At 45.1% G+C, this 19071-nt stretch carries 15 protein-coding genes; 7 read left to right on the plus strand and 8 right to left on the minus strand.

Annotated features, from left to right (window positions below; genetic code table 11):
* Window positions 1-61: 61 nt before the first annotated feature.
* Together gpAD87_RS02905 and gpAD87_RS02910 are read right to left on the minus strand one after the other, a co-directional pair.
* Window positions 62-1576 (minus strand): ABC transporter permease, encoded by a 1515-nt coding sequence (locus gpAD87_RS02905; protein WP_064636087.1) that lies wholly within the window; start codon window positions 1574-1576, stop codon window positions 62-64.
* A gap of 12 nt (window positions 1577-1588) precedes the next feature.
* Complete coding sequence (locus gpAD87_RS02910; protein WP_157258408.1) at window positions 1589-3031, minus strand: ABC transporter permease; 1443 nt, start codon at window positions 3029-3031, stop codon at window positions 1589-1591.
* 146 nt (window positions 3032-3177) lie between these two features.
* Here gpAD87_RS02910 and gpAD87_RS32775 point away from each other — a divergent pair, with 146 nt between their 5' ends.
* Window positions 3178-4929, plus strand: coding sequence for an ABC transporter ATP-binding protein (locus gpAD87_RS32775; protein ID WP_064636089.1), 1752 nt, complete (start codon window positions 3178-3180; stop codon window positions 4927-4929).
* 106 nt (window positions 4930-5035) lie between these two features.
* On the opposite strand, the gene gpAD87_RS02920 is transcribed toward gpAD87_RS32775, so the two are convergent.
* Entirely contained in the window at window positions 5036-5824 is a 789-nt protein-coding gene (locus tag gpAD87_RS02920; RefSeq protein WP_064636091.1) for a hypothetical protein, read from the minus strand.
* 536 nt (window positions 5825-6360) lie between these two features.
* On the opposite strand from gpAD87_RS02920, the gene gpAD87_RS02925 reads away from it, so the two are divergent.
* From gpAD87_RS02925 to gpAD87_RS02940, 4 genes are all read left to right on the plus strand, one after another.
* Window positions 6361-7818 (plus strand): glycoside hydrolase family 1 protein, encoded by a 1458-nt coding sequence (locus gpAD87_RS02925; protein WP_062325655.1) that lies wholly within the window; start codon window positions 6361-6363, stop codon window positions 7816-7818.
* Window positions 7819-8045: 227 nt separating this feature from the next.
* The gene (locus gpAD87_RS02930) at window positions 8046-9470 is read left to right on the plus strand and encodes a glycoside hydrolase family 1 protein (protein WP_064636093.1); all 1425 of its coding nucleotides are present in this window, start codon (window positions 8046-8048) and stop codon (window positions 9468-9470) included.
* A 234-nt stretch (window positions 9471-9704) separates the two neighbouring features.
* Window positions 9705-10556: a BglG family transcription antiterminator LicT gene (gene licT, locus gpAD87_RS02935; RefSeq protein ID WP_053781440.1), complete on the plus strand. Its 852-nt coding sequence runs from the start codon at window positions 9705-9707 to the stop codon at window positions 10554-10556.
* Between the two features lie 127 nt (window positions 10557-10683).
* Window positions 10684-12603 carry a beta-glucoside-specific PTS transporter subunit IIABC gene (locus tag gpAD87_RS02940; RefSeq protein ID WP_064636095.1) on the plus strand — a complete coding sequence of 640 codons (1920 nt, stop codon included), beginning with the start codon at window positions 10684-10686 and terminating at the stop codon, window positions 12601-12603.
* A 103-nt stretch (window positions 12604-12706) separates the two neighbouring features.
* Here the strand turns inward: gpAD87_RS02940 and gpAD87_RS02945 are convergent, their stop codons facing one another.
* On the minus strand, window positions 12707-13600 hold the full coding sequence (locus gpAD87_RS02945) for a LysR family transcriptional regulator (RefSeq protein WP_064636097.1): 894 nt from the start codon (window positions 13598-13600) through the stop codon (window positions 12707-12709).
* A 184-nt stretch (window positions 13601-13784) separates the two neighbouring features.
* Between gpAD87_RS02945 and gpAD87_RS02950 the strand changes: the two genes are divergently transcribed.
* Both gpAD87_RS02950 and gpAD87_RS02955 read left to right on the plus strand, forming a co-directional pair.
* Window positions 13785-14369 carry an ankyrin repeat domain-containing protein gene (locus tag gpAD87_RS02950; RefSeq protein WP_064640727.1) on the plus strand — a complete coding sequence of 195 codons (585 nt, stop codon included), beginning with the start codon at window positions 13785-13787 and terminating at the stop codon, window positions 14367-14369.
* Window positions 14366-15712, plus strand: coding sequence for a uracil/xanthine transporter (locus gpAD87_RS02955; protein WP_064636099.1), 1347 nt, complete (start codon window positions 14366-14368; stop codon window positions 15710-15712). Before gpAD87_RS02950 ends, gpAD87_RS02955 begins: the two co-directional genes overlap by 4 nt.
* A 67-nt stretch (window positions 15713-15779) precedes the next feature.
* Here gpAD87_RS02955 and gpAD87_RS02960 read toward each other — a convergent pair whose 3' ends face one another.
* The 4 genes from gpAD87_RS02960 to gpAD87_RS02975 form a co-directional block, all read right to left on the minus strand.
* Window positions 15780-16103, minus strand: coding sequence for a PilZ domain-containing protein (locus gpAD87_RS02960; RefSeq protein WP_231952418.1), 324 nt, complete (start codon window positions 16101-16103; stop codon window positions 15780-15782).
* Window positions 16104-16338: 235 nt separating this feature from the next.
* Window positions 16339-17502 carry an alpha/beta hydrolase family protein gene (locus gpAD87_RS02965; RefSeq protein ID WP_064636101.1) on the minus strand — a complete coding sequence of 388 codons (1164 nt, stop codon included), beginning with the start codon at window positions 17500-17502 and terminating at the stop codon, window positions 16339-16341.
* Entirely contained in the window at window positions 17475-18164 is a 690-nt protein-coding gene (locus tag gpAD87_RS32940) for a GNAT family N-acetyltransferase (protein ID WP_064636103.1), read from the minus strand. Before gpAD87_RS32940 ends, gpAD87_RS02965 begins: the two co-directional genes overlap by 28 nt.
* Entirely contained in the window at window positions 18161-18973 is an 813-nt protein-coding gene (locus gpAD87_RS02975; RefSeq protein WP_064636105.1) for a MerR family transcriptional regulator, read from the minus strand. Before gpAD87_RS02975 ends, gpAD87_RS32940 begins: the two co-directional genes overlap by 4 nt.
* Between the last annotated feature and the right edge of the window lie 98 nt (window positions 18974-19071).

Genomic DNA, 19071 nt, shown 5'->3' on the forward strand with positions numbered 1-19071 from the left:
ATACCTCCAGATAAGTTCATAATCATTGGAATTCAATTTGAGTTGAATATTGTAGCAGCGGTTAAGCCTTTTCCAGCTTCGGATCAAGCGCGTCGCGCAGTCCGTCACCAAGAAAGTTGAACGAGAGCACGAGCAGAATGATCGCAAGACCTGGATAGATGGCCAGATACGAATGGGTTTCCAGATACGTGCTGCCCAGCTTGAGAATGTTGCCCCACTCGGGAATATGCGGCTCCACGCCGAGCCCCAAATAACTCAGACTGCTGGTGGCAATGACCGCTCCGCCGATCGTGAGTGTAGACTTGATAATCATGGGTGCGAGCGAGTTCGGAATAATATGTTTGAAAATAATCGAGCGATTGTTGTAACCCAGTGCACGTGCAGCTTCAACAAATTCAAACGTAGATACATAGAGCACACTAGCCCTCATGGTTCGTGCATAAGTTGGGATTGAACCCAAGCTGAGTGCGAGAATAAGATTGACCGTATTGGCCCCGAACGCCGCAATGATGGCGATAGCGAGCAGAATACCCGGAATGGCATAGAGAATATCCAGCAGTCGCATGATGATATTGTCCGTGTGTCTTCCATAGAATCCCGAGAAGGCTCCGAGAATACCGCCTATCAGTACCGGAATCAGGGTTGACATGAATCCTACGATCAACGATATACGGGCACCGAATACAATCCGGGAAAATAAACATCGTCCAAAGTCATCTGTTCCCAAGGGATAGGCGAGCGATGGGGACTGAAGCAAGGCTGAGTAGTTATTTTCTACAGCCATGCTGTAATCAAAAGTAAAGAAGCTGCAAATCGATATTGAGAACAGGAAAATGATAAAAAACAAACCGGACATTGCCGTGACATTCGGAGCAAGACGCTCCCACAGATCATTCCAGAAGTTGGATTTCTGTTTACCCTGCCTGCGGATTCGTCCAATGATGGAAATACCCAGCAGCAGTGCGAACACATTCCCTGTGACCGAAGTCAGAATTAGGATCACGCTCACGCCCAGCATCCAGCGTGGGATGATCGAGGCTGAGGTATACCGGGATACGATAAACAGCACCACCAAATCAATGACAAGGACAAGTACGAGCACAGCCATGGCTGGCAAAAACGTATCCGCAACATACGGTTTAAACATATTGAGTGCCGAGACCCCAATAACGAACAGTTGGGTCAGCAGCATATACACCGCAAATGTATACTCAATGCTCTTTGTTTTCTTGATCAGATGAAAAGCGGCCGTCACGATAAAGATATTGCCTGAAATGATACCTAACAGTTGGACCCAGGCGAGTCTGCGAGTCAGCACAGAGATTGTCCCCTGCCGAATCAGGTCTCTCCGAATCCGGAGCGTCAGCACACTCTGGATCAGCGTGAAAAATAGGTAAATTCCGAGCGCAGTCAGCAGAAATGGTCTGAACTCTTGAAGGCTCCAGTCATAACTGTTGAACAACAGTAACACCGACAAGAGAAGGGAAGTGACCCAGGCAAAGCTCGCCTGACTGTACTCCTGTGAAGACTTAAGCCGAAAACGCATTTCTTGTGTAAGTGAACCCGATTTTGTCATAGTGCACCTGCTTTAATATTGTTTCATCTTGGAACGAACTCTGGGATCGACAAAAGCGTACAACAGATCTACCACGACATTGATGATGGAGATCGTAATCGCTGTGTATATGACCCCGCCCATAATGCTCGGAATATCAGGGATAAACTGTTTATCCACAATGTAGCTGCCAAGTCCGCTGATATTAAATACTTTCTCCGTTACAGCCGCCCCGCCAAGCATGCCTCCGAATTGAAGACCTACAACGGTTACGATTGGAATTAGCGCATTGCGCACAGCATGTTTCAGCAGAACCTGTCGTTCGCTTAATCCTTTGGCACGAGCAGTCATCACGTAATCCTCATGAATAACTTCCAGTGTGGAAGAGCGAGTCATACGGGCCACCGCCGCGGTTAATCCCGTACCCAGTACAATCGTTGGCATAATAATAGATAGCCAGTTCTGTGGATTGAAGGTAGCCGGAAGCCACTGCAGCTTAATCGAAAAATTCAGAATGAAAATCAGTCCTTGCCAGAAATTCGGAATCGATAATCCAATCAATGCAATAAACATGAATGTGTAATCAAACAGTGAATTGGGCTTGATCGCCGAGATGATGCCGATTGGCAATGCAATGACAAGGGCAAGCAGCAAGGAGATAACGGCCAGTGTTAACGTGATTGGAAACTTTCTGGCGATCGTAGCCGTGACATCTTCATTCCCTGAAAAAGACTTACCGAGATCAAATAGCGCTATGCCCTTGATATTGTTCCAGAGCTGGACAAGATAGGGCTGATCCAGGCCATAGACATGGTTAAAAGCTGCGATCTGTTCCTGTGTCGCTGTCTCTCCGAGAATGTTGGCCGCCGGATTGAATGGGGACAGGTACAAGATGGTGAATACAAGTGTAGCTACGCCCAGAATGACGAATACCGTCATCAGAATTCTTTCGAATATGTACTTTAGATAAGGATTGCCATACAAAAACATCATGGCGTACATCAGACAGCCCGGAATAACTGATATGGCAAGGAACCAAGGTTTATCAATCATCGATTGGAATGTATCAGCCATCGTTAGGCGCTGTTTTCCCTGTTCCTGAAGCTTGCTGAACGTTCGTTCCTTTAACTCCTTCTGAACTGATTCCTTGAGCCACTCCTCCGTCTGACGCTTAAACTCTGCCTCACTAACTTGCTGCCGAAAGAAACGGTGTTTACGCCTCAACTGTTCTTCAACGTCCGTCCGAAGTTTATCCCGATAAGAAGTGGAGAGCCTATCGCGTTCAACAGCTTGTTGAACGACGACCCAGCCATCCCTTTTTCGTTTAGATTGCCAGATCAGAAGCACAACCAAATTAACGGGCAGTCCGAGAATAAATAGAACATATCGATAGGAGGGATGAAGCAGCATTTTGCCATAATTAAATCCCAGGGTGTAAACAAGCTGTGACATTTTGCTGCCTTTTGCAAGATTCAAACCATGCGAGCCTCCTTTCATCTGATTTTAAATTGCATTATTCCGATTGATATAGTATATATTATTTAGAGTCTATTTAATTGTCAAGGTATGGAAGAGTATACATATGAGCACATGTGAAAATATGGATGAGGGCTGGTGATCACATGCAACCTTTGTTGAAAGTAAATGAGTTGTCCGTTTCTTTTCATTCCGGAGAGAGTGAATTTCAGGCGGTGAAAGAAGTCAGTTTTGAAGTGCGGAAAGGCGAAACGCTTGGCATTGTAGGGGAATCCGGCAGTGGGAAGAGTGTTACGGCACGTTCCATTATGCGGCTGCTTGCCTCTCCTCCTTCGCAGATGAAAAAGGGGGAGATCCTGTTTAAAGGGGTAGATCTGGTCCATAAAACGCAAAAAGAGATGGAGAGTATCCGTGGCCGTGACATCGGCATGATCTTTCAGGACCCTATGAGCTCTCTTAATCCGACCGTGAAAATCGGAAAACAGATCACCGAAAGTCTGATTAAGCATCAGAAGCTTTCCAGAGGGGAAGCGAAGAAGCAGGCGATTGCCATGCTGGAGCTCGTTGGTATTACCCGGAGTGAAATACGTTTCAATCAGTACCCACATGAATTCTCCGGAGGTATGCGGCAGCGGGTGATGATCGCTATTGCTCTTGCTTGCCGTCCTGAATTGCTGATTGCGGATGAACCTACAACTGCGCTTGATGTTACTATCCAGGCCCAAATCCTTAATTTGATGAAAGATATGCAGACACAGTTGGGCACTTCCATTATTCTGATTACCCATGATCTCGGAGTAGTGGCAGGCATGTGTGATCGGGTTGTGGTCATGAAAGACGGGCAGATTGTAGAATCCGGCACAACCACAGAGATTTTTGCGAATCCGAAACATCCATACACAGCAAGGTTGTTGAATGCATTGCCTCGATTAGACGAGAAGAAAAAGCCAAAACTTGTTTCGTTGGTGCCACGCGATCTGGAGGATGATCAGCCTTTGCTGGAAGTGAAGTCTCTCAGACAGCATTTTAATCTGGGTAAAGGCAACACCTTAAAAGCGGTGAACGATATCAGTTTCGAGATTCGCCAAGGGGAGACGCTTGGGGTCGTAGGCGAATCGGGCAGTGGGAAATCGACTACAGGCCGAGCCATTCTGCGACTGCATGAACCTACAGGTGGAGATGTGCTGTTTAAGGGAGTGCCGCTCAATCGCCTCTCTGCCTCAGAGATGAAAACGATGAGGCGGCATATGCAGATTATTTTCCAGGACCCGTATGCCTCGCTTAATCCGAAATTTAGAATTATGGACATTATTGGGGAAGCCTTGGATATTCACCATCTTGTCGGCAGCCCTGCTGAGCGGGAAAAACGTGTGGAGGAATTGCTGGAGATGGTGGGTCTCGATCCGGCTCATGCCCAACGATACCCTCATGAATTTTCGGGTGGTCAGCGGCAGCGGATCGGAATCGCTCGTGCGCTGGCCGTGGAACCTGAATTTATTGTATGTGACGAGCCTTTGTCTGCGTTGGATGTGTCCATTCAGGCTCAGATCGTACAGCTGCTTGAAGAATTGCAGCAGCGACTCGGTCTGACATACCTGTTCATTGCACATGACTTGTCCATGGTTAAACATATCAGTGATCGTGTAGCTGTCATGTATAATGGGAAGATTGTGGAGTTAGCAGAAAGTGAAGAACTATATTCGAACCCTCAGCATGCGTACACAAAGGCCTTGTTATCGGCTATTCCGGTTCCGGACCCGACGGTGGAAGCGAAGAAAAAACGTCATGCTGTAAACGAAGCCCCAAGAGAGACGGTAGAAGTGGAAGATCGCTATAATCTGGAACAGTCCCGATGGGTGGAAGTAAAAGAGGGACATTGGGTGGCCATTTCCGGATAAGGTGAAACATCCATTTTTACTCGAAAAAGAACCCCGGCAATGATCTGTGGAAGGTCATTGCGCGGGGTTCTATTCATGCACAGCAAGCACTGTGACAATGAGTGTATTATTTGAACTGAACGGATTTCTTGATATTGTCGATCTCGGCCTTTGTAGTGTCATCCAAAGAGGTGAAGATGAAGTTGAATGCATAACCTTCAATAATAGTGCTGTAGTAATCTTGCGTAATGGTTGAACCATTGCCCGCATCCATCGTAATTTGCATCAAATCCATCTCTTTGCCACCGATAGTTTCGGTTGTGAATTCTTTGTATTCATAAGGGAACTGGCTGTCCACCATGAATTTTTTCGTTGCTTTCAGATAATCTTTACCGGTACGAATTCCTTGCAGCAGGCTTACTTTTTCAGCAATCGCCATAGCGGAAGGACCAACTTGACTTCCGTCCAGTGGATATTGTGAAGCCATCAACAGGTTCAGTGTTTTAGCTTGAGATAGTTCAATTTGTTTTTTCTTCGTTTCATCGTCTCCAGCAATAACTTCGGAGGATGTGTTAGTCAGCTCGTTCATGCCTTCGGCATCCTGGAACTCCCAAGCTTCGGGGAATTTCAGCGAAACACCAAAATAGTCATTGTTGTAAGAGCCTTTTTCCGTAGTTCCCAATTCAACGTCTTTGGAGTTATCTGTTTCCTTGGTTTTGGAAGTGGATGCTTCTGAGCTTTCCGTGTTCTCTGTATCTTCTGTCTTGGCTGTGTCTGTATCTGTGCCGGCAGTGGTTTCTGTTGCGGTTGAGTCATTCGTTTTGGCGTTGTTATCCGCCTTGTTACCGCAGGCTACAGCAACCAACAGAATCATAATTAACATGGCAAACAATGAAGCTTTTTTTGGATTAGACATATTACCCTCCTGAAAATGTGTGTGTGTTCTTTTTTTCTCTCTAATTCATGTGTACCAGAAAAGTTTAGAGCAGATGTACACTTTTACCACCTATTGGAACCTTTAAGTAGTATCTTTATAGATAAGACAAACAGCAGGCAATTGAAACAGATTTTAAGCTGAATTGCACACTTAATTTGTTGAAAATGTTCAGGATGGGTATTCCGGCAGATATTAGCAAGTTGCTTTTTTGTATGAAAAGGCCGACGCCTCGATAACGTCCAAAGTGGTCAGCGAGTGCATTGAAAGGGAAGTTGATTTTGCAAAATAGATATGTTACGCTTACATTACAAGAGAAAAACAACCGAATACACGATAACATCTTTTGATGGATTGTAACTGTGCAGACAGGCAAAACCTAAACTGATGGTGAAATGAAGGCTCTTTTTTTGCGAGCTATTTTACCTTGAGTTTAGGTTTTTCTTGTTTTTTGGCGTGAAATACAGCCGCTGTATTCGGGAAAAACCCAAATAAAATTCGAAAAGAGGTTGTTCGTTATGACCACGGCAAAAAAAGGATTCCCCGAAAACTTCCTGTGGGGAGGCGCTACAGCTGCCAACCAATTAGAAGGTGCATTCGATAAGGACGGCAAAGGTCTCTCTACTGCGGATATGATTGCGCATGTTCCCAAAGAGAAGCGTACAGGTGGACATGCCATGGAAATCTCCTCTACACGAATTGAAGAGATCCTTTCCGGCAAAATTGAAGAACGTTTCCCTAAACGTTTTGGTATTGATTTCTATCATCACTATAAAGAAGATATCGCGTTGTTTGCTGAAATGGGCTTCAAAGTGTTCCGTTTGTCCATTCACTGGGCACGTATTTTCCCGAATGGTTACGATCAAGAGCCGAACGAAGCTGGCTTGAAATTCTATGACGATGTCTTCGACGAATTGTTGAAATACGGTATTGAACCGTTGGTAACCTTGTCTCACTACGAAACACCGCTGGGTCTGACACAGAAATACAATGGTTGGGCAGGCCGTGAAGTGATTGGGCACTATGTGAGATATGCAGAGACTGTGTTCAACCGTTATAAAAATAAAGTGAAATACTGGTTGACGTTTAATGAAATCAATGTGATGTTGTTTAGCCCATACACAGGCGGCGGTATCCTGATTGATAAAGTGGACAACCAACTGCAAACGACATATCAAGCGCTGCATCACCAATTTGTAGCAAGTGCATTGGTAACCAAGCTTGCACATGAGATTATTCCTGGTTCCCAAGTGGGCTGTATGCTTGCTCGTATGGAAACGTACCCTGCGACCTGTAACCCGGTTGATGTTCGACTGGCGCAACATGAGAATCAGATTAACCTCTTCTTCACGGATATGCATGCTCGTGGTCAATACCCGAACTACATGGCTCGTTATTTTGAAGAAAACAACATTGTGATTCAGAAAGAAGCAGGCGATGACGAGATCTTGCTCAACAATACCGTTGATTTCATTTCCTTCAGTTACTACATGTCCGTAACCAAATCTGCATCCGCAGACAAAGAAGAAACAACAGGTAACCTGACTGGCGGCGTGAAAAACCCTTATCTGGAAGCTTCCGACTGGGGCTGGGAGATCGATCCGATCGGTCTGCGCGTAACATTGAATAACTTCTGGGATCGCTACCAGAAACCATTGTTCATCGTAGAAAATGGCCTGGGTGCATATGACCGTGTTGAAGAAGACGGTTCAATTCATGACTCCTATCGTGTGGATTACCTGAAGAAACACATCGAACAAATGAAAGAAGCGATCAAAGACGGTGTGGATCTGATTGGATTTACCGCATGGGGCCCGATTGACCTCGTGAGCATGTCCACGTCTGAAATGTCCAAACGTTATGGTTTCATTTATGTGGATTTGGACGATGAAGGTAATGGAACACTCAAACGTTCGAAGAAAGATTCGTTTGACTGGTACAAAAACGTAATTGCCAGCAATGGTGAGCAACTATAATTTGGTCTGATTCCTTATCTTGAACCCGGATCGCTTTAAGTATTATGCTATTCGCGGATTGTTACCGCATAAAGCGGGCAAAACCCAACATAAAGCAGGCCATCGGTGATCATCTGATCTGAAGCCCTTTTTGTTGCGCATTGTCCGCTTTTTGATGTGTTCACGGGCATAGGGTCAACTGTTTTAACAAAGAATGAATATAACGTAACCAGAGAGGAATGACAGATATGACAACACCATTTCCGAAGGATTTTCTATGGGGCGGCGCAGTCGCAGCCAATCAGCTCGAAGGAGCCTACAATACAGATGGCAAAGGCCTGTCTGTTCAGGATGTAATGCCGCATGGGATTACGACGCCAAGAACGGAAGGACCGACAGAGGATAACCTGAAATTGATCGGTATTGATTTCTACAACCGTTACAAAGAGGATGTTAAGTTGTTTGCTGAAATGGGCTTCAAAGTATTCCGTACCTCCATTGCCTGGTCCCGTATTTTCCCTAAAGGCGATGAATTGGAGCCAAACGAAAAAGGTCTGCAGTTCTATGATGACCTGTTTGACGAGTGCCACAAATACGGGATTGAACCCCTCGTAACGATCTCTCATTATGAGACACCGCTGCATTTGTCCAAAACGTATGACGGCTGGGTTAACCGTAAAATGATTGGTTTCTACGAGCGTTATGTAACCGTCCTGTTTAACCGTTTCAAAGGAAAAGTGAAATACTGGCTGACGTTCAATGAAATTAACTCCATTCTAGAAGAACCATTCATGAGTGGCGGTATTTTCACACCAAAAGCGGAACTGTCCAAACAGGATCTGTACCAAGCAATCCACCATGAGCTGGTGGCAAGTGCGCTGGCGGTTAAACTGGGTCATGAGATTATGCCTGAAGCCAAAATTGGCTGTATGGTACTCAGTATGCCAACCTATCCATTGACACCAAATCCGGATGATGTGGTAGCTGCAATGCATGCAGAACAGCGAAATGACATCTTTGCCGATATTCATGCACGTGGCTATTATCCGAAATACATCAATCGATACTTCAAAGCGAATAATATAAACATCAAGTTTGAAGATGGCGATGCTGAAATTCTGAAACATACGGTGGACTTCATCTCGTTCAGTTACTATGTAAGTATTTGTGAGACAGGTGACCCACAGAAACGTGTTGAAGGCAAAGGAAATCTGTTTGCAGGTGTACAGAACCCTTACCTCAAAGCAAGTGAATGGGGCTGGCAGATTGACCCGCAAGGCTTGCGCGTAACGCTGAATAAATACTGGGATCGTTATCAAAAACCGTTGTTTATTGTCGAAAATGGTTTGGGTGCAGCCGATGAGCTGATCACAGACGAAAATGGCAATAAAACAGTGAATGATGATTACCGAATTCAATACCTGAATGATCACTTGGTGCAAGTGGGCGAAGCGATTGAAGATGGAGTTGAAGTTATGGGCTACACCTCATGGGGCTGTATCGATCTGGTGAGTGCATCTACAGCAGAAATGAAGAAGCGTTATGGCTTCATCTATGTGGATCGTAACAATGACGGATCAGGTACCCTGGATCGTTACAAGAAAAAATCATTCCATTGGTACAAAGAAGTTATTGGTACAAACGGCGCAAGTCTAAAATCCGACAACCATTAATTTCTAGTTCCAAAGACATATGTGGGCAGCATCTTCTTGTGTCATTTTCAAGCACATTAACCGCTTTCACAAAAACATTGTCAGATGGATAATTATATGGTAAGATGGGCCTAAGGCTAATGAATACTGGATTGTTACTGTTCAATCAGGCAAAACCAGAAGCGGGGCATATGTTTTATGACCTGCTTTGGTTTTGCCTTTTACTACTTTGACGGTGCAAGGTGATGTGAAGAAATGAAAATTGAGAAGGTGCTGAACAACAACGTAGTTACTGTGATTGATCCAGGAGGAAACGAACTGGTCGTCATGGGACGGGGCATAGCCTTCAAAAAGCATACTGGTGAAACGATAGACGACAGTCTGGTCGAAAAAATATTCTCATTGGAAAGCAAGGAAGTATCGCAGAAACTGAAAACGCTTCTGTCTGATATTCCAGTTGAATATGTTGAATGCTCGGATGAGATTATCCGTTATGCCGAGACCGTGTTGGGTGAGAAGCTTCATGAGAGCATCTACATTTCACTTACGGATCATATTCATTTTGCCATTGACCGGCATCGTCAAGGCTTGCAGATTCGTAACGCATTGTTCTGGGAGATCAAGCGCATGTACCGCAAGGAATATGCCATTGGGCTCAAGGCACTTCAGATTATTGAAGAAACATTGGGTGTCCTGCTTCCTGAAGACGAATGCGCATTCATCGCAATGCATCTAGTCAATGCCCAGATGAACGGTGAGATGAGAGAAACCATCAGCATTACGAATATCGTAAAAGATATACTCAACATTGTACGACGCAGCTTTGTCATTGAGCTGGATGAGGATTCGCTGAGTTATTATCGATTCCTGACACATTTGAAGTTCTTTGCTCAGCGCGTACTACACGGTACAGCGATTGAAGATAAGGAAGCAGATAATCCGCTTCATGACCTGGTGAGCAAACAATATCCTGAGGCACATGCTTGTGCCTGTAAGATTAACGACTATACTCGCAAGATCTATAGCCGGGTCTTATCCAAGGAAGAAATCCTATATCTGACCATTCATATTGAACGAGTTGTCAGAACTGAACAAACAATTGAATAATTGGGATTGTTACTGCAAAAAAGGCAAAACCTAAACGTTGAATAATGATAAGCTGAAACTGCTTTGTCATTATTCAGTGTTTAGGTTTTTTTTTAACCTTCATTACACATAAAAGGAGCAAAACACAATGGATAAACAACAATTGTCCAAGGATATTCTGAAGCTTGTTGGTGGCGAAGAGAACATCGATCAAGTCACACACTGCATGACAAGACTCCGGTTTAACCTGAATGACAACAAAAAAGCGGACAAAGCGACGCTGAAAAATACACCTGGCGTGATGGGCGTTATGGAGAATGGCGGACAGTTCCAGGTCATTATCGGGAACGATGTGCCTGTTGTGTATAATGCACTGGTAGGCAACATGTCCAAGTCCCCGAATGCAGACGCTGGATCAACCGGTACTTCGACTGGGGTTAAGAAAAAGAGAAATCCAGTAAGTGCATTGTTCGACTTTATTTCCGGAATATTCACGCCGATTCTGCCAGCGATTACAGGTGCCGGTATGATCAAAGGGATCGTGGCAATTCTGGTAGCTGTAGGTTGGTTGTCTGATACCAGTTCAACTTATATCATTTTATCTGCTATCGGTGATGGTGCATTCTACTTCCTGCCGATCATTCTGGCGATCAGTGCTGCACGTAAGCTCGGTAGCAATATGTATATTGCTGCAGCGTTGGCAGCGGGGATTATGCATCCGACGATTACAGCCTTGCTTGCCAATGGTGACACCACATTTGTGGGCATTAAGGTTATAGCAGCAACCTATTCTTCTACGGTTATTCCAATTATTCTCGCAATCTGGATTGCTTCCTATGTAGAGAAAGCGGTTGATCGTGTTACACATGCTTCACTTAAGCTTCTGATTGTTCCAACGGTTACCCTGTTAATTATGGTTCCTCTGACCTTGATGACAGTTGGACCATTGGGTACAGTGCTCGGTAATGGTTTGTCAGGTGGTATTTCCTGGTTGTTCGACAATATGTCTATATTCGCAAGTATCTTGATTGGTGGTACGATGTCACTTCTGATCATTACGGGTATGCACTATGCACTGCTGCCGATCATTGTTGGTTCGATGACATCACTCGGTTACGATTTTATTATTCCACTGATGTTTGCAGCTAACTTGGCACAAGGTGGTGCAGCATTTGGTGTTGGTCTTAGATCGAAAAATGGTAAAACTAAATCGCTTGCTTATTCCACAGGTCTTACGGCTATTATGGGGATTACGGAACCAGCCATGTACGGGATCAATATGAAGTTCAAAAAACCATTTATAGCAGCCCTGATCGGTGGAGCTGTTGCAGGTGGATTCATGGGGATCGTCAATGTTAAAGCTTATGTACTTACAGGTCTAGTGGGTCTGCCGAGTATTGCAGCATTTATCAGTCCGGCAATTAGCACGTTACTCTACGCTCTGGCTGGTGGTTTGATTGCCATCGTAGCAGCAGCAGTACTGACGTACATCCTTGGTTTCCAAGAAGACAATGCTCCACAATCGGCTGAAGCTACGCCAGCTGCTGAGCCTACAACACCAGCAGCAACGACTTCTGCTTCCGCATTAACTGCTGTTGAAGAACCTAAAGCACTGGATCAAGATGTATTTAGCCCAATTACTGGTGAAGTTAAATCACTAAGTGAAGTTCCAGACCCTGCATTCTCCGAAGAGATTATGGGTAAAGGGTTTGCGATTCAGCCGTCGGAAGGCCGTGTGGTTTCTCCAATTAACGGTACAGTATTCTCGTTGTCGAAGAGTGGACATGCCATTGGTCTCGTTAGTGATGACGGCGCTGAAATGCTGATTCACATCGGGATTGATACCGTGAAACTGAAAGGTCAATTCTTCTCGCCTAAAGTTCAAGCAGGAGCGAAGGTTGCTGTTGGTGATGTACTGATGGAATTCGACCGGGAAGAAATCGAAAAAGCCGGTTATACAACGATTACGCCGGTCATCATTACGAACATGCATCAATATAATTCAATTGAGTCTGCTGGACGTACAACGATTAAGGAAAAAGAATTGTTGTTCACGGCAAAAGCTTAACGAACATCGAAAAGCAGCAGTCTTTCCGGATGGAATTATTCCGGCAAGGCTGCTGCTTTTTAGTATATGGGCGATATTCTTCATGGCTGATATTTGCTGGACACTACACCGAGCGAGAAGGCAGCAGCTCCTGAACCAATTGTACAAAGTGCTGCGCGGGCTTGGAAAGATGACGATTGCGATGCCACACAAGCGCAGAATCTACGTTAGATTGCGCATCTTGAATACGATAGATATGGAACGGATGCTCATGATAAAGCTGAAGAACCGTATGGGGCACGATGGAGCTTGCAAAACCGAGTCGCACAAGTTCCAACAACATGTTAATATCCGAGCATTCGCCCGCAATCGAAGGGTTCACGTGATGCTCACGGAATTTCTGTAATATCAGTTCGAACATCCCGAGTCCTTCAGTGCTAGGAAGCAAGAGAGGGATATCGGCCAGCTTTTGAAAATAAATCCCGCTCTTATCCGCTGACCCCAGCGGTGTAGAGGAAATATAGAAGAGAGCTTCCTGTGGTAGATGCAGCACTTCATATTGCTCGGTTTTGACAGGCATCCGCACACAGGCAAGCTCGATTTTGCCTTCGCCCAAGAGCTGGCAGAGCTGTGCAGACTCATTTTGCTGAATTTTATAGGTCACCTGTGGGTGTGTTGTCCGAAACTGCTGGAGCGCCTGCGGGATCAAACGATCTGAAATGGTATTAATGCCAAGCGACAGTTTGCCCCGAATGCCATACCTGAAGCTCTGCATCTCCATGACGGCTTCCTCCATGTATTTGGTCATCGTAACCGCATAATCATAGAAGCTTCGACCTGCCTGTGTCAGCTCCATGCTGCGTCCTTTGCGTTCAAACAAAGCCACGCCGAGCTCGTCTTCCATCAGCTTGAGCTGCTGGCTTAAAGGAGGCTGAGCCATGTGTAATCTGCGCGCTGCCGCCGTGATCTGTCTCTCCTCGGCAATCGCGATGAAATAGCGACATTGTTTGATATCCACGTGTGTTCTCCTTATTTGCAGCGATATGATTTTCATATGGGAAACCAACAAAACATGTATTTTTATTATACTTACATCCTATGTTACCATACATAAGATTTAAACACTGCAAATCACACATGTCGATTATGATCTATCGAATATATGCCGTGAGGATGACGACGAATTGGAGGGTGAAGGTGCGATGCTGAAAACAATACATGCAGCTGCTGAAGCTGGACATACAGATGATGTGCTGCGGTTTATCGCACAAGGAACCGGAGTGAATGACCGGGATGCGCGAGGACGGACACCTCTGATGGCCGCGGTACATGGCAACAAGCCAGAGACGGCAAGTATGCTTATTGAAGCGGGAGCGGATGTGAACATCCAGGATCAACGACTGGACAACATGCTGCTGTATGCCAGTGCGGAAGGTTTGCGTAAAATGGTCGAACTGGCTATAAAAGCAGGTGCCGATACCCGGATTACGAATCGGTTTGGGGGCACAGCTCTGATTCCTGCTTCAGATCGAGGTCATGTCGATATTGTGGAGATCCTTCTGAAACGCACGGATGTGGATGTGAACCATATCAACAATCTGGGCTGGACAGCCTTGCTGGAAGCGGTCATTCTGGGGGATGGCCGAACTCGCCATCAGCAGATCGTAGCATTGCTTTTGCAATATGGTGCCGATCCTTCCATTGCTGACCGAGACGGCGTTACAGCACTTGCGCATGCCCGGAGGCATCATTATAAAGAAATGGAGCGAATGTTAACCCAATCATGAACAGACATCAAGAGCAATCTTTGCAAAATAATTTAAAGGGTGCGTCATCGCTTGCATTGGCAGGCATTCAGTGGTTTTTCTTCCTGTTTACCAACACAGTGGTGGTGCCGTTATCCATCGGACACAATTTTCAGCTTTCACCGGAGGCCATTGCTGCGTCGATGCAGCATGCCTTTTTGCTTACCGGGGCTGTGTGTATATTACAGGCGTTCTTTGGCCATCGTTATGCCGTGATGGATGGTCCCTCGGGGTTATGGTGGGGGCTGACGCTAAGCTTAACGGCCTCGGCTTCATCGGCAGGAATGAGTTTGGAACGTATTGGGGGAGGATTGGCTGCGGGTTTCCTGTTAGCTGGGCTGACGATGATGATCCTTGGCGGGCTTGGAGCGGCGCATGTGCTTCAGAAGCTGTTCACACCAATGGTCAAGAGTGCGATGTTATTTCTGATGACGATTCAATTGACCATGAATTTCTTCAAAGGCATGGTTGGATACACCGAGTTTGGCACATTCAACCTGCCTGTAGCGGCGTTGTCCGTTGCTATTGCGTTTCTTGTGGCCTTAATCCAGCTTAAGGGAAAAGGCAAGCTTGGCAACTATTCCATCCTGATTGGCATCGTGACGGGGTGGATTGCCTATAGTTTTGTGTTCCCTGGACAACATGCAGGAGTATCCGGTCAACAGAATTTAAACCTGTTTTCCTGGTTTCCGTGGGGGGCGCCGAAGTGGGAGCCGGGTATTGTCATCACAGCTTTTTTTGTTGGGCTGGTGAATATGACAAATTCCATCACCACGTTAAGCTCAGTCGAAAAAATATATGGAGTACAAACGTCCAGCCAACAATATAAACGATCGTACATGCTCACGGGATTGTTCACCATGTTATCTGCGTGTGTAGGTGTGCTACCGTTCGGATTATTTGCTTCTTCGATTGGTTTTCTGGAGAGTACCCGTATTCTGAAACGGGCTGCGTTTGTTGTTGGAGCAAGCATGTTATGTATATTGGGACTGACGCCTTCTGTGACAGCCTTTTTCGCACAAATTCCTCCCAGTGTAGGGAGTGCTGTGCTGTTTGTAGCCTATTTGCAAATGTTTGGTACAGCCCTAAGAACACTTGAAGGCACCACCTTTAATTCCAAAACCATCTATCGTGTGGCACTGCCTGTTCTTACAGGTGTTGCTGTAATGAACATCCCTGCTGAAGCGTTTCATGCTCTCCCCATGTATCTCATTCCGATCATTAGCAATGGGCTTGTCATTGGGGTTGTGGTGTCACTTTTGCTCGAAACCACAGTGGATTGGTCCAAGATGGACAATACTACGACTGCTACCAAAGCAGCCTGAAAATTTAAAATATTGAAACAGTCCGGTTCACCGGGCTGTTTTTTTTGTTAGATTCGTGCTTCCCGGGTTACTTCACCATAATTTTGCCTTGCCCCGCAAGCATTCTCATTTCTCTGGATAAACGCTCATGATTGCCTTGCTGGATCTCCAGCTGTACGCCGTAGTGCCATTGGTTATTCTCTTCTTTGCCCCAGCGCAGCGTTCCTTCCAAATACAAGGGGTCTTCAAAAAGCAGCAAGTTCATGCCGATTCGGATGTTATTGGACTCCACATGTAGATTTAACGGAAATGAAAGCTGACAGCCGGATCGGCTGATATCGCATAATTCCGCTTGAATGGGTTTGGGTGGTGCTGAGGCGCCGTTAATGCTGAGTATAAAAATTTCGAACATTATCGGTTCCTTTAAAGTATAGCGAAAAGGTTCTCTTCTAAGGTTGATAGCCATGGTTTCCTCCACAAAATCACAAAAAGTCAGTTATCATTATATCGTCAATTTTGCTAAAAAAATGAAGAGATTAACCTTGTTTGCTAACACCTTAATTCTTCACATGTATAACATGAACCTAGTTAACTCTTGAGTACCTTTAACCTGTGTGCCGGGCTTGATATAATGGTTAAATATGGTTCTAATAATCTCGCCTGCGGATCAAAAGGGGATGGAGCGGATCAAATTGCGTCATTTTTCTTAAGAATTTCAGGAGAAATGAATCGATTGGGAACCGGAAGTGTGCAACAAACGGTTGATCAACTGCGTGAATAGAGTTCAAAAATTGAACGATATCGTCCAAATACTGTGCGTCCATTAGTTTTCGTGGCGAGAACAAGGCGGTTGCATAGGTTTTGAACGTAGAATGTACCAGTGAAGAGGGCAGCATCGAATGATCAGCATCCGGTAGTTTGGTTACACTGAGCAGTGATTGTGGAATCATCTGACGATACACGCGCTCTGTCTCTTGAACATCGACATTTATATCTTGACCTCCAAGCACGAGATGAACAGGGCTTTGAAACGAAACGAGCCCATCTGTGGCATCCGATTCCACATTGTTGACGATAAACGTCCAGCGCTCCTTGGAAATGAGTTGGTCCTTCTTAGCTATGAGTATATATTCATCATAGGTGGCCTTGTTTCGAATCAGCTGCAGAACCTGATCATTATAGAGCTGCCTTGCAGTGATCTCTTCCTCGGTATATCCCTTCTGGAGCATTTCCTGCTGGGTGTTGTATCTGCCCTGTGTAATCCAGTTGATTGCGGGGGAAACCAAAATGCTAAATGCAATATCCGGATCTTGTTTCACGACGTTTGGAATGACCCATCCAGCCTGGCTGGCACCCCACAAACCAATTCGATCTTGATCAATAAAGGGTTCTTTTCTGGCCCATTCAATGGCGGTTAAGACATCCTGTGCACGATCCTCCATGGTCTGGTCAAGCCAGTTTCCCGAGGAACCGCCAACACCAGGTTTATCCAACGAGAGGGAGGCATACCCCGCCATGGCAAGCTTTTCCCACAAAGGTCGGTATCCACCGTCATAACTGGCATTAATCGGACCATCACCATGTACAAAAACGACAAGGCCAACCTTATCTGAATGCTGTTTGGGCAGTGTGAGTATACCCGTTAATTGTCCATATGAGGTTGGAATGGAGATGCGTGTTTCTTTCATGTTGAATGTGTTCTGAATGAGCAGCCAAGACACAATAGCCAGAATGATGATTGTTACACCGATCAGCCATTTGAAAACTGGGGTCGTAAATAATCTTAGTCTAGGGGGTTGTTGTTTAAACACTGAAATGCCTCCTGTATGTTAGAGATAGGGATCATCATGAAAATCCATTCAGGTTCACGGAACAGGAATTTTCGGGAAATGCTGTTGTGTGATGATTCCACTCTGAAGTTCAATTGTTGGTAAAGACGAATGGCTTGTGTGTTGCTGCTGGATACGTGCAAAGATATATATTTACAATGGAGATGTTGGTTTGCAAACTGCTGAGCTGTAATTAGCAACTGTCTGGCAATCCCACGCTTTCGGTGACTTGAAGCTACAGCCAAATGCTCAATATAACATTCGTGTGGACTTGGCTTATATTCCAGGGCAATCATTCCGACCATAAACATGCAGACATTGCGTAGTCCGTATTGCTTGCAAAGCTTACGGAGTGGAATGTGATGGATATCTTTTTTTATCTGTAGGGGTTTTTTGAGGCACCATTTCAGGCATAGAACCCCGACAACCTGGTTTCCATCCATTGCAATGAACTGCCTACCGGAGGGTGAGTTTCCCTGATCAATCCATATAGCGCCAAGCAAGTCAACTATTTCCGTTGGGGCGAGCCGAACAAGAGCCTCAAACTTGGTTGCAAAAGAATGGACTATTAACTTTCGGACAGCCAGTTGATGTTGACTTTGATCATCATAGTCCACAATTTGAATTGGAGTCGTGAGGTTCATAATGGGTTCCTTTCTTTCACTTTAGAAGGAGTAACCTCAATTCTGGCCTGAATCTCATAGTGTAATTGATCAGTTCCTAACATGGAAAGATAGGACTTTTCAATCAAAATTATAGGGTCTACCAGCACGTAAGTGGCTTGAAATGCATATTCCTTAAGGTGATGAATTTCCTGGGCAATATTTTCTTCGGATGTCACTGTGAATGATCTGGTTAGATACAACCCTTTTTCAACAAAAGAATCGCTGATAGCATTAGAAGACGGAACACAGACTGCAACCTGGCCTAAGGTATACAAGTAGTGTAAATCAATTTCAAACAATGCAGGTTGATCCGTACGATGCTGATAAAGTGCACGTGCATGCAAAGATTCGTTTGGTTGGATGGTGATCCAAGTGGTGAAATGCCGAACAGGAATTTCCTTTATCTCATATATGGGTATACACTGATCCTGCTGGGATTGGCTGATCCATTCCTGCTGTTCCTGCAATATGCCTTGAATGAATTGTTCCATATGCATTAACGAATCAATCTGTGATTGTACAGCTTGAAGTGAATCGGTTAATAATCGGTTATAGTCATCTGCGGAATAGGAGAGCATGCACTCTTTGATTTGCTGAACAGGGACATTCAACTTGCGCAATAAAAGAATGTGAGAAAGCTGGTAGATCTCATCCATTCCATACATACGGTAGTGGTTGGTATCCACATATGCCGGGAAAAGTATATCTTTTTCCTCAAAGTATCGAATTTGATGGATTGAAACATGCATTAATTTGGATAATTCGCTAATCGTAATGTATTTGTTCATTAAGCTGGCTCCTGTCTGCTTGAATGGAATAGTTCCACTATAAACCTTAGGTCTGACCTAGGGTCAAGGTGTTTATTTTGAATTAGAAAGGAGAGATA

The sequence above is a fragment of the Paenibacillus sp. AD87 genome (assembly GCF_001659845.1).
In the GTDB taxonomy this organism is placed as follows: Bacteria; Bacillota; Bacilli; order Paenibacillales; family Paenibacillaceae; genus Paenibacillus; species Paenibacillus marchantiae.

What these genes read in the sequence shown, in the direction of transcription:
- gpAD87_RS02975 (WP_064636105.1), bottom strand. Translation starts at nt 18,973, where the DNA reads ATGAACAAATACATTACGATTAGCGAATTATCCAAATTAATGCATGTT.
- gpAD87_RS02925 (WP_062325655.1), top strand. Translation starts at nt 6,361, where the DNA reads ATGACCACGGCAAAAAAAGGATTCCCCGAAAACTTCCTGTGGGGAGGC.
- gpAD87_RS32775 (WP_064636089.1), top strand. Translation starts at nt 3,178, where the DNA reads ATGCAACCTTTGTTGAAAGTAAATGAGTTGTCCGTTTCTTTTCATTCC.
- gpAD87_RS02955 (WP_064636099.1), top strand. Translation starts at nt 14,366, where the DNA reads ATGAACAGACATCAAGAGCAATCTTTGCAAAATAATTTAAAGGGTGCG.
- gpAD87_RS02940 (WP_064636095.1), top strand. Translation starts at nt 10,684, where the DNA reads ATGGATAAACAACAATTGTCCAAGGATATTCTGAAGCTTGTTGGTGGC.
- gpAD87_RS02930 (WP_064636093.1), top strand. Translation starts at nt 8,046, where the DNA reads ATGACAACACCATTTCCGAAGGATTTTCTATGGGGCGGCGCAGTCGCA.
- gpAD87_RS32940 (WP_064636103.1), bottom strand. Translation starts at nt 18,164, where the DNA reads ATGAACCTCACGACTCCAATTCAAATTGTGGACTATGATGATCAAAGT.
- gpAD87_RS02905 (WP_064636087.1), bottom strand. Translation starts at nt 1,576, where the DNA reads ATGACAAAATCGGGTTCACTTACACAAGAAATGCGTTTTCGGCTTAAG.
- gpAD87_RS02920 (WP_064636091.1), bottom strand. Translation starts at nt 5,824, where the DNA reads ATGTCTAATCCAAAAAAAGCTTCATTGTTTGCCATGTTAATTATGATT.
- gpAD87_RS02960 (WP_231952418.1), bottom strand. Translation starts at nt 16,103, where the DNA reads ATGTTCGAAATTTTTATACTCAGCATTAACGGCGCCTCAGCACCACCC.
- licT (WP_053781440.1), top strand. Translation starts at nt 9,705, where the DNA reads ATGAAAATTGAGAAGGTGCTGAACAACAACGTAGTTACTGTGATTGAT.
- gpAD87_RS02950 (WP_064640727.1), top strand. Translation starts at nt 13,785, where the DNA reads ATGCTGAAAACAATACATGCAGCTGCTGAAGCTGGACATACAGATGAT.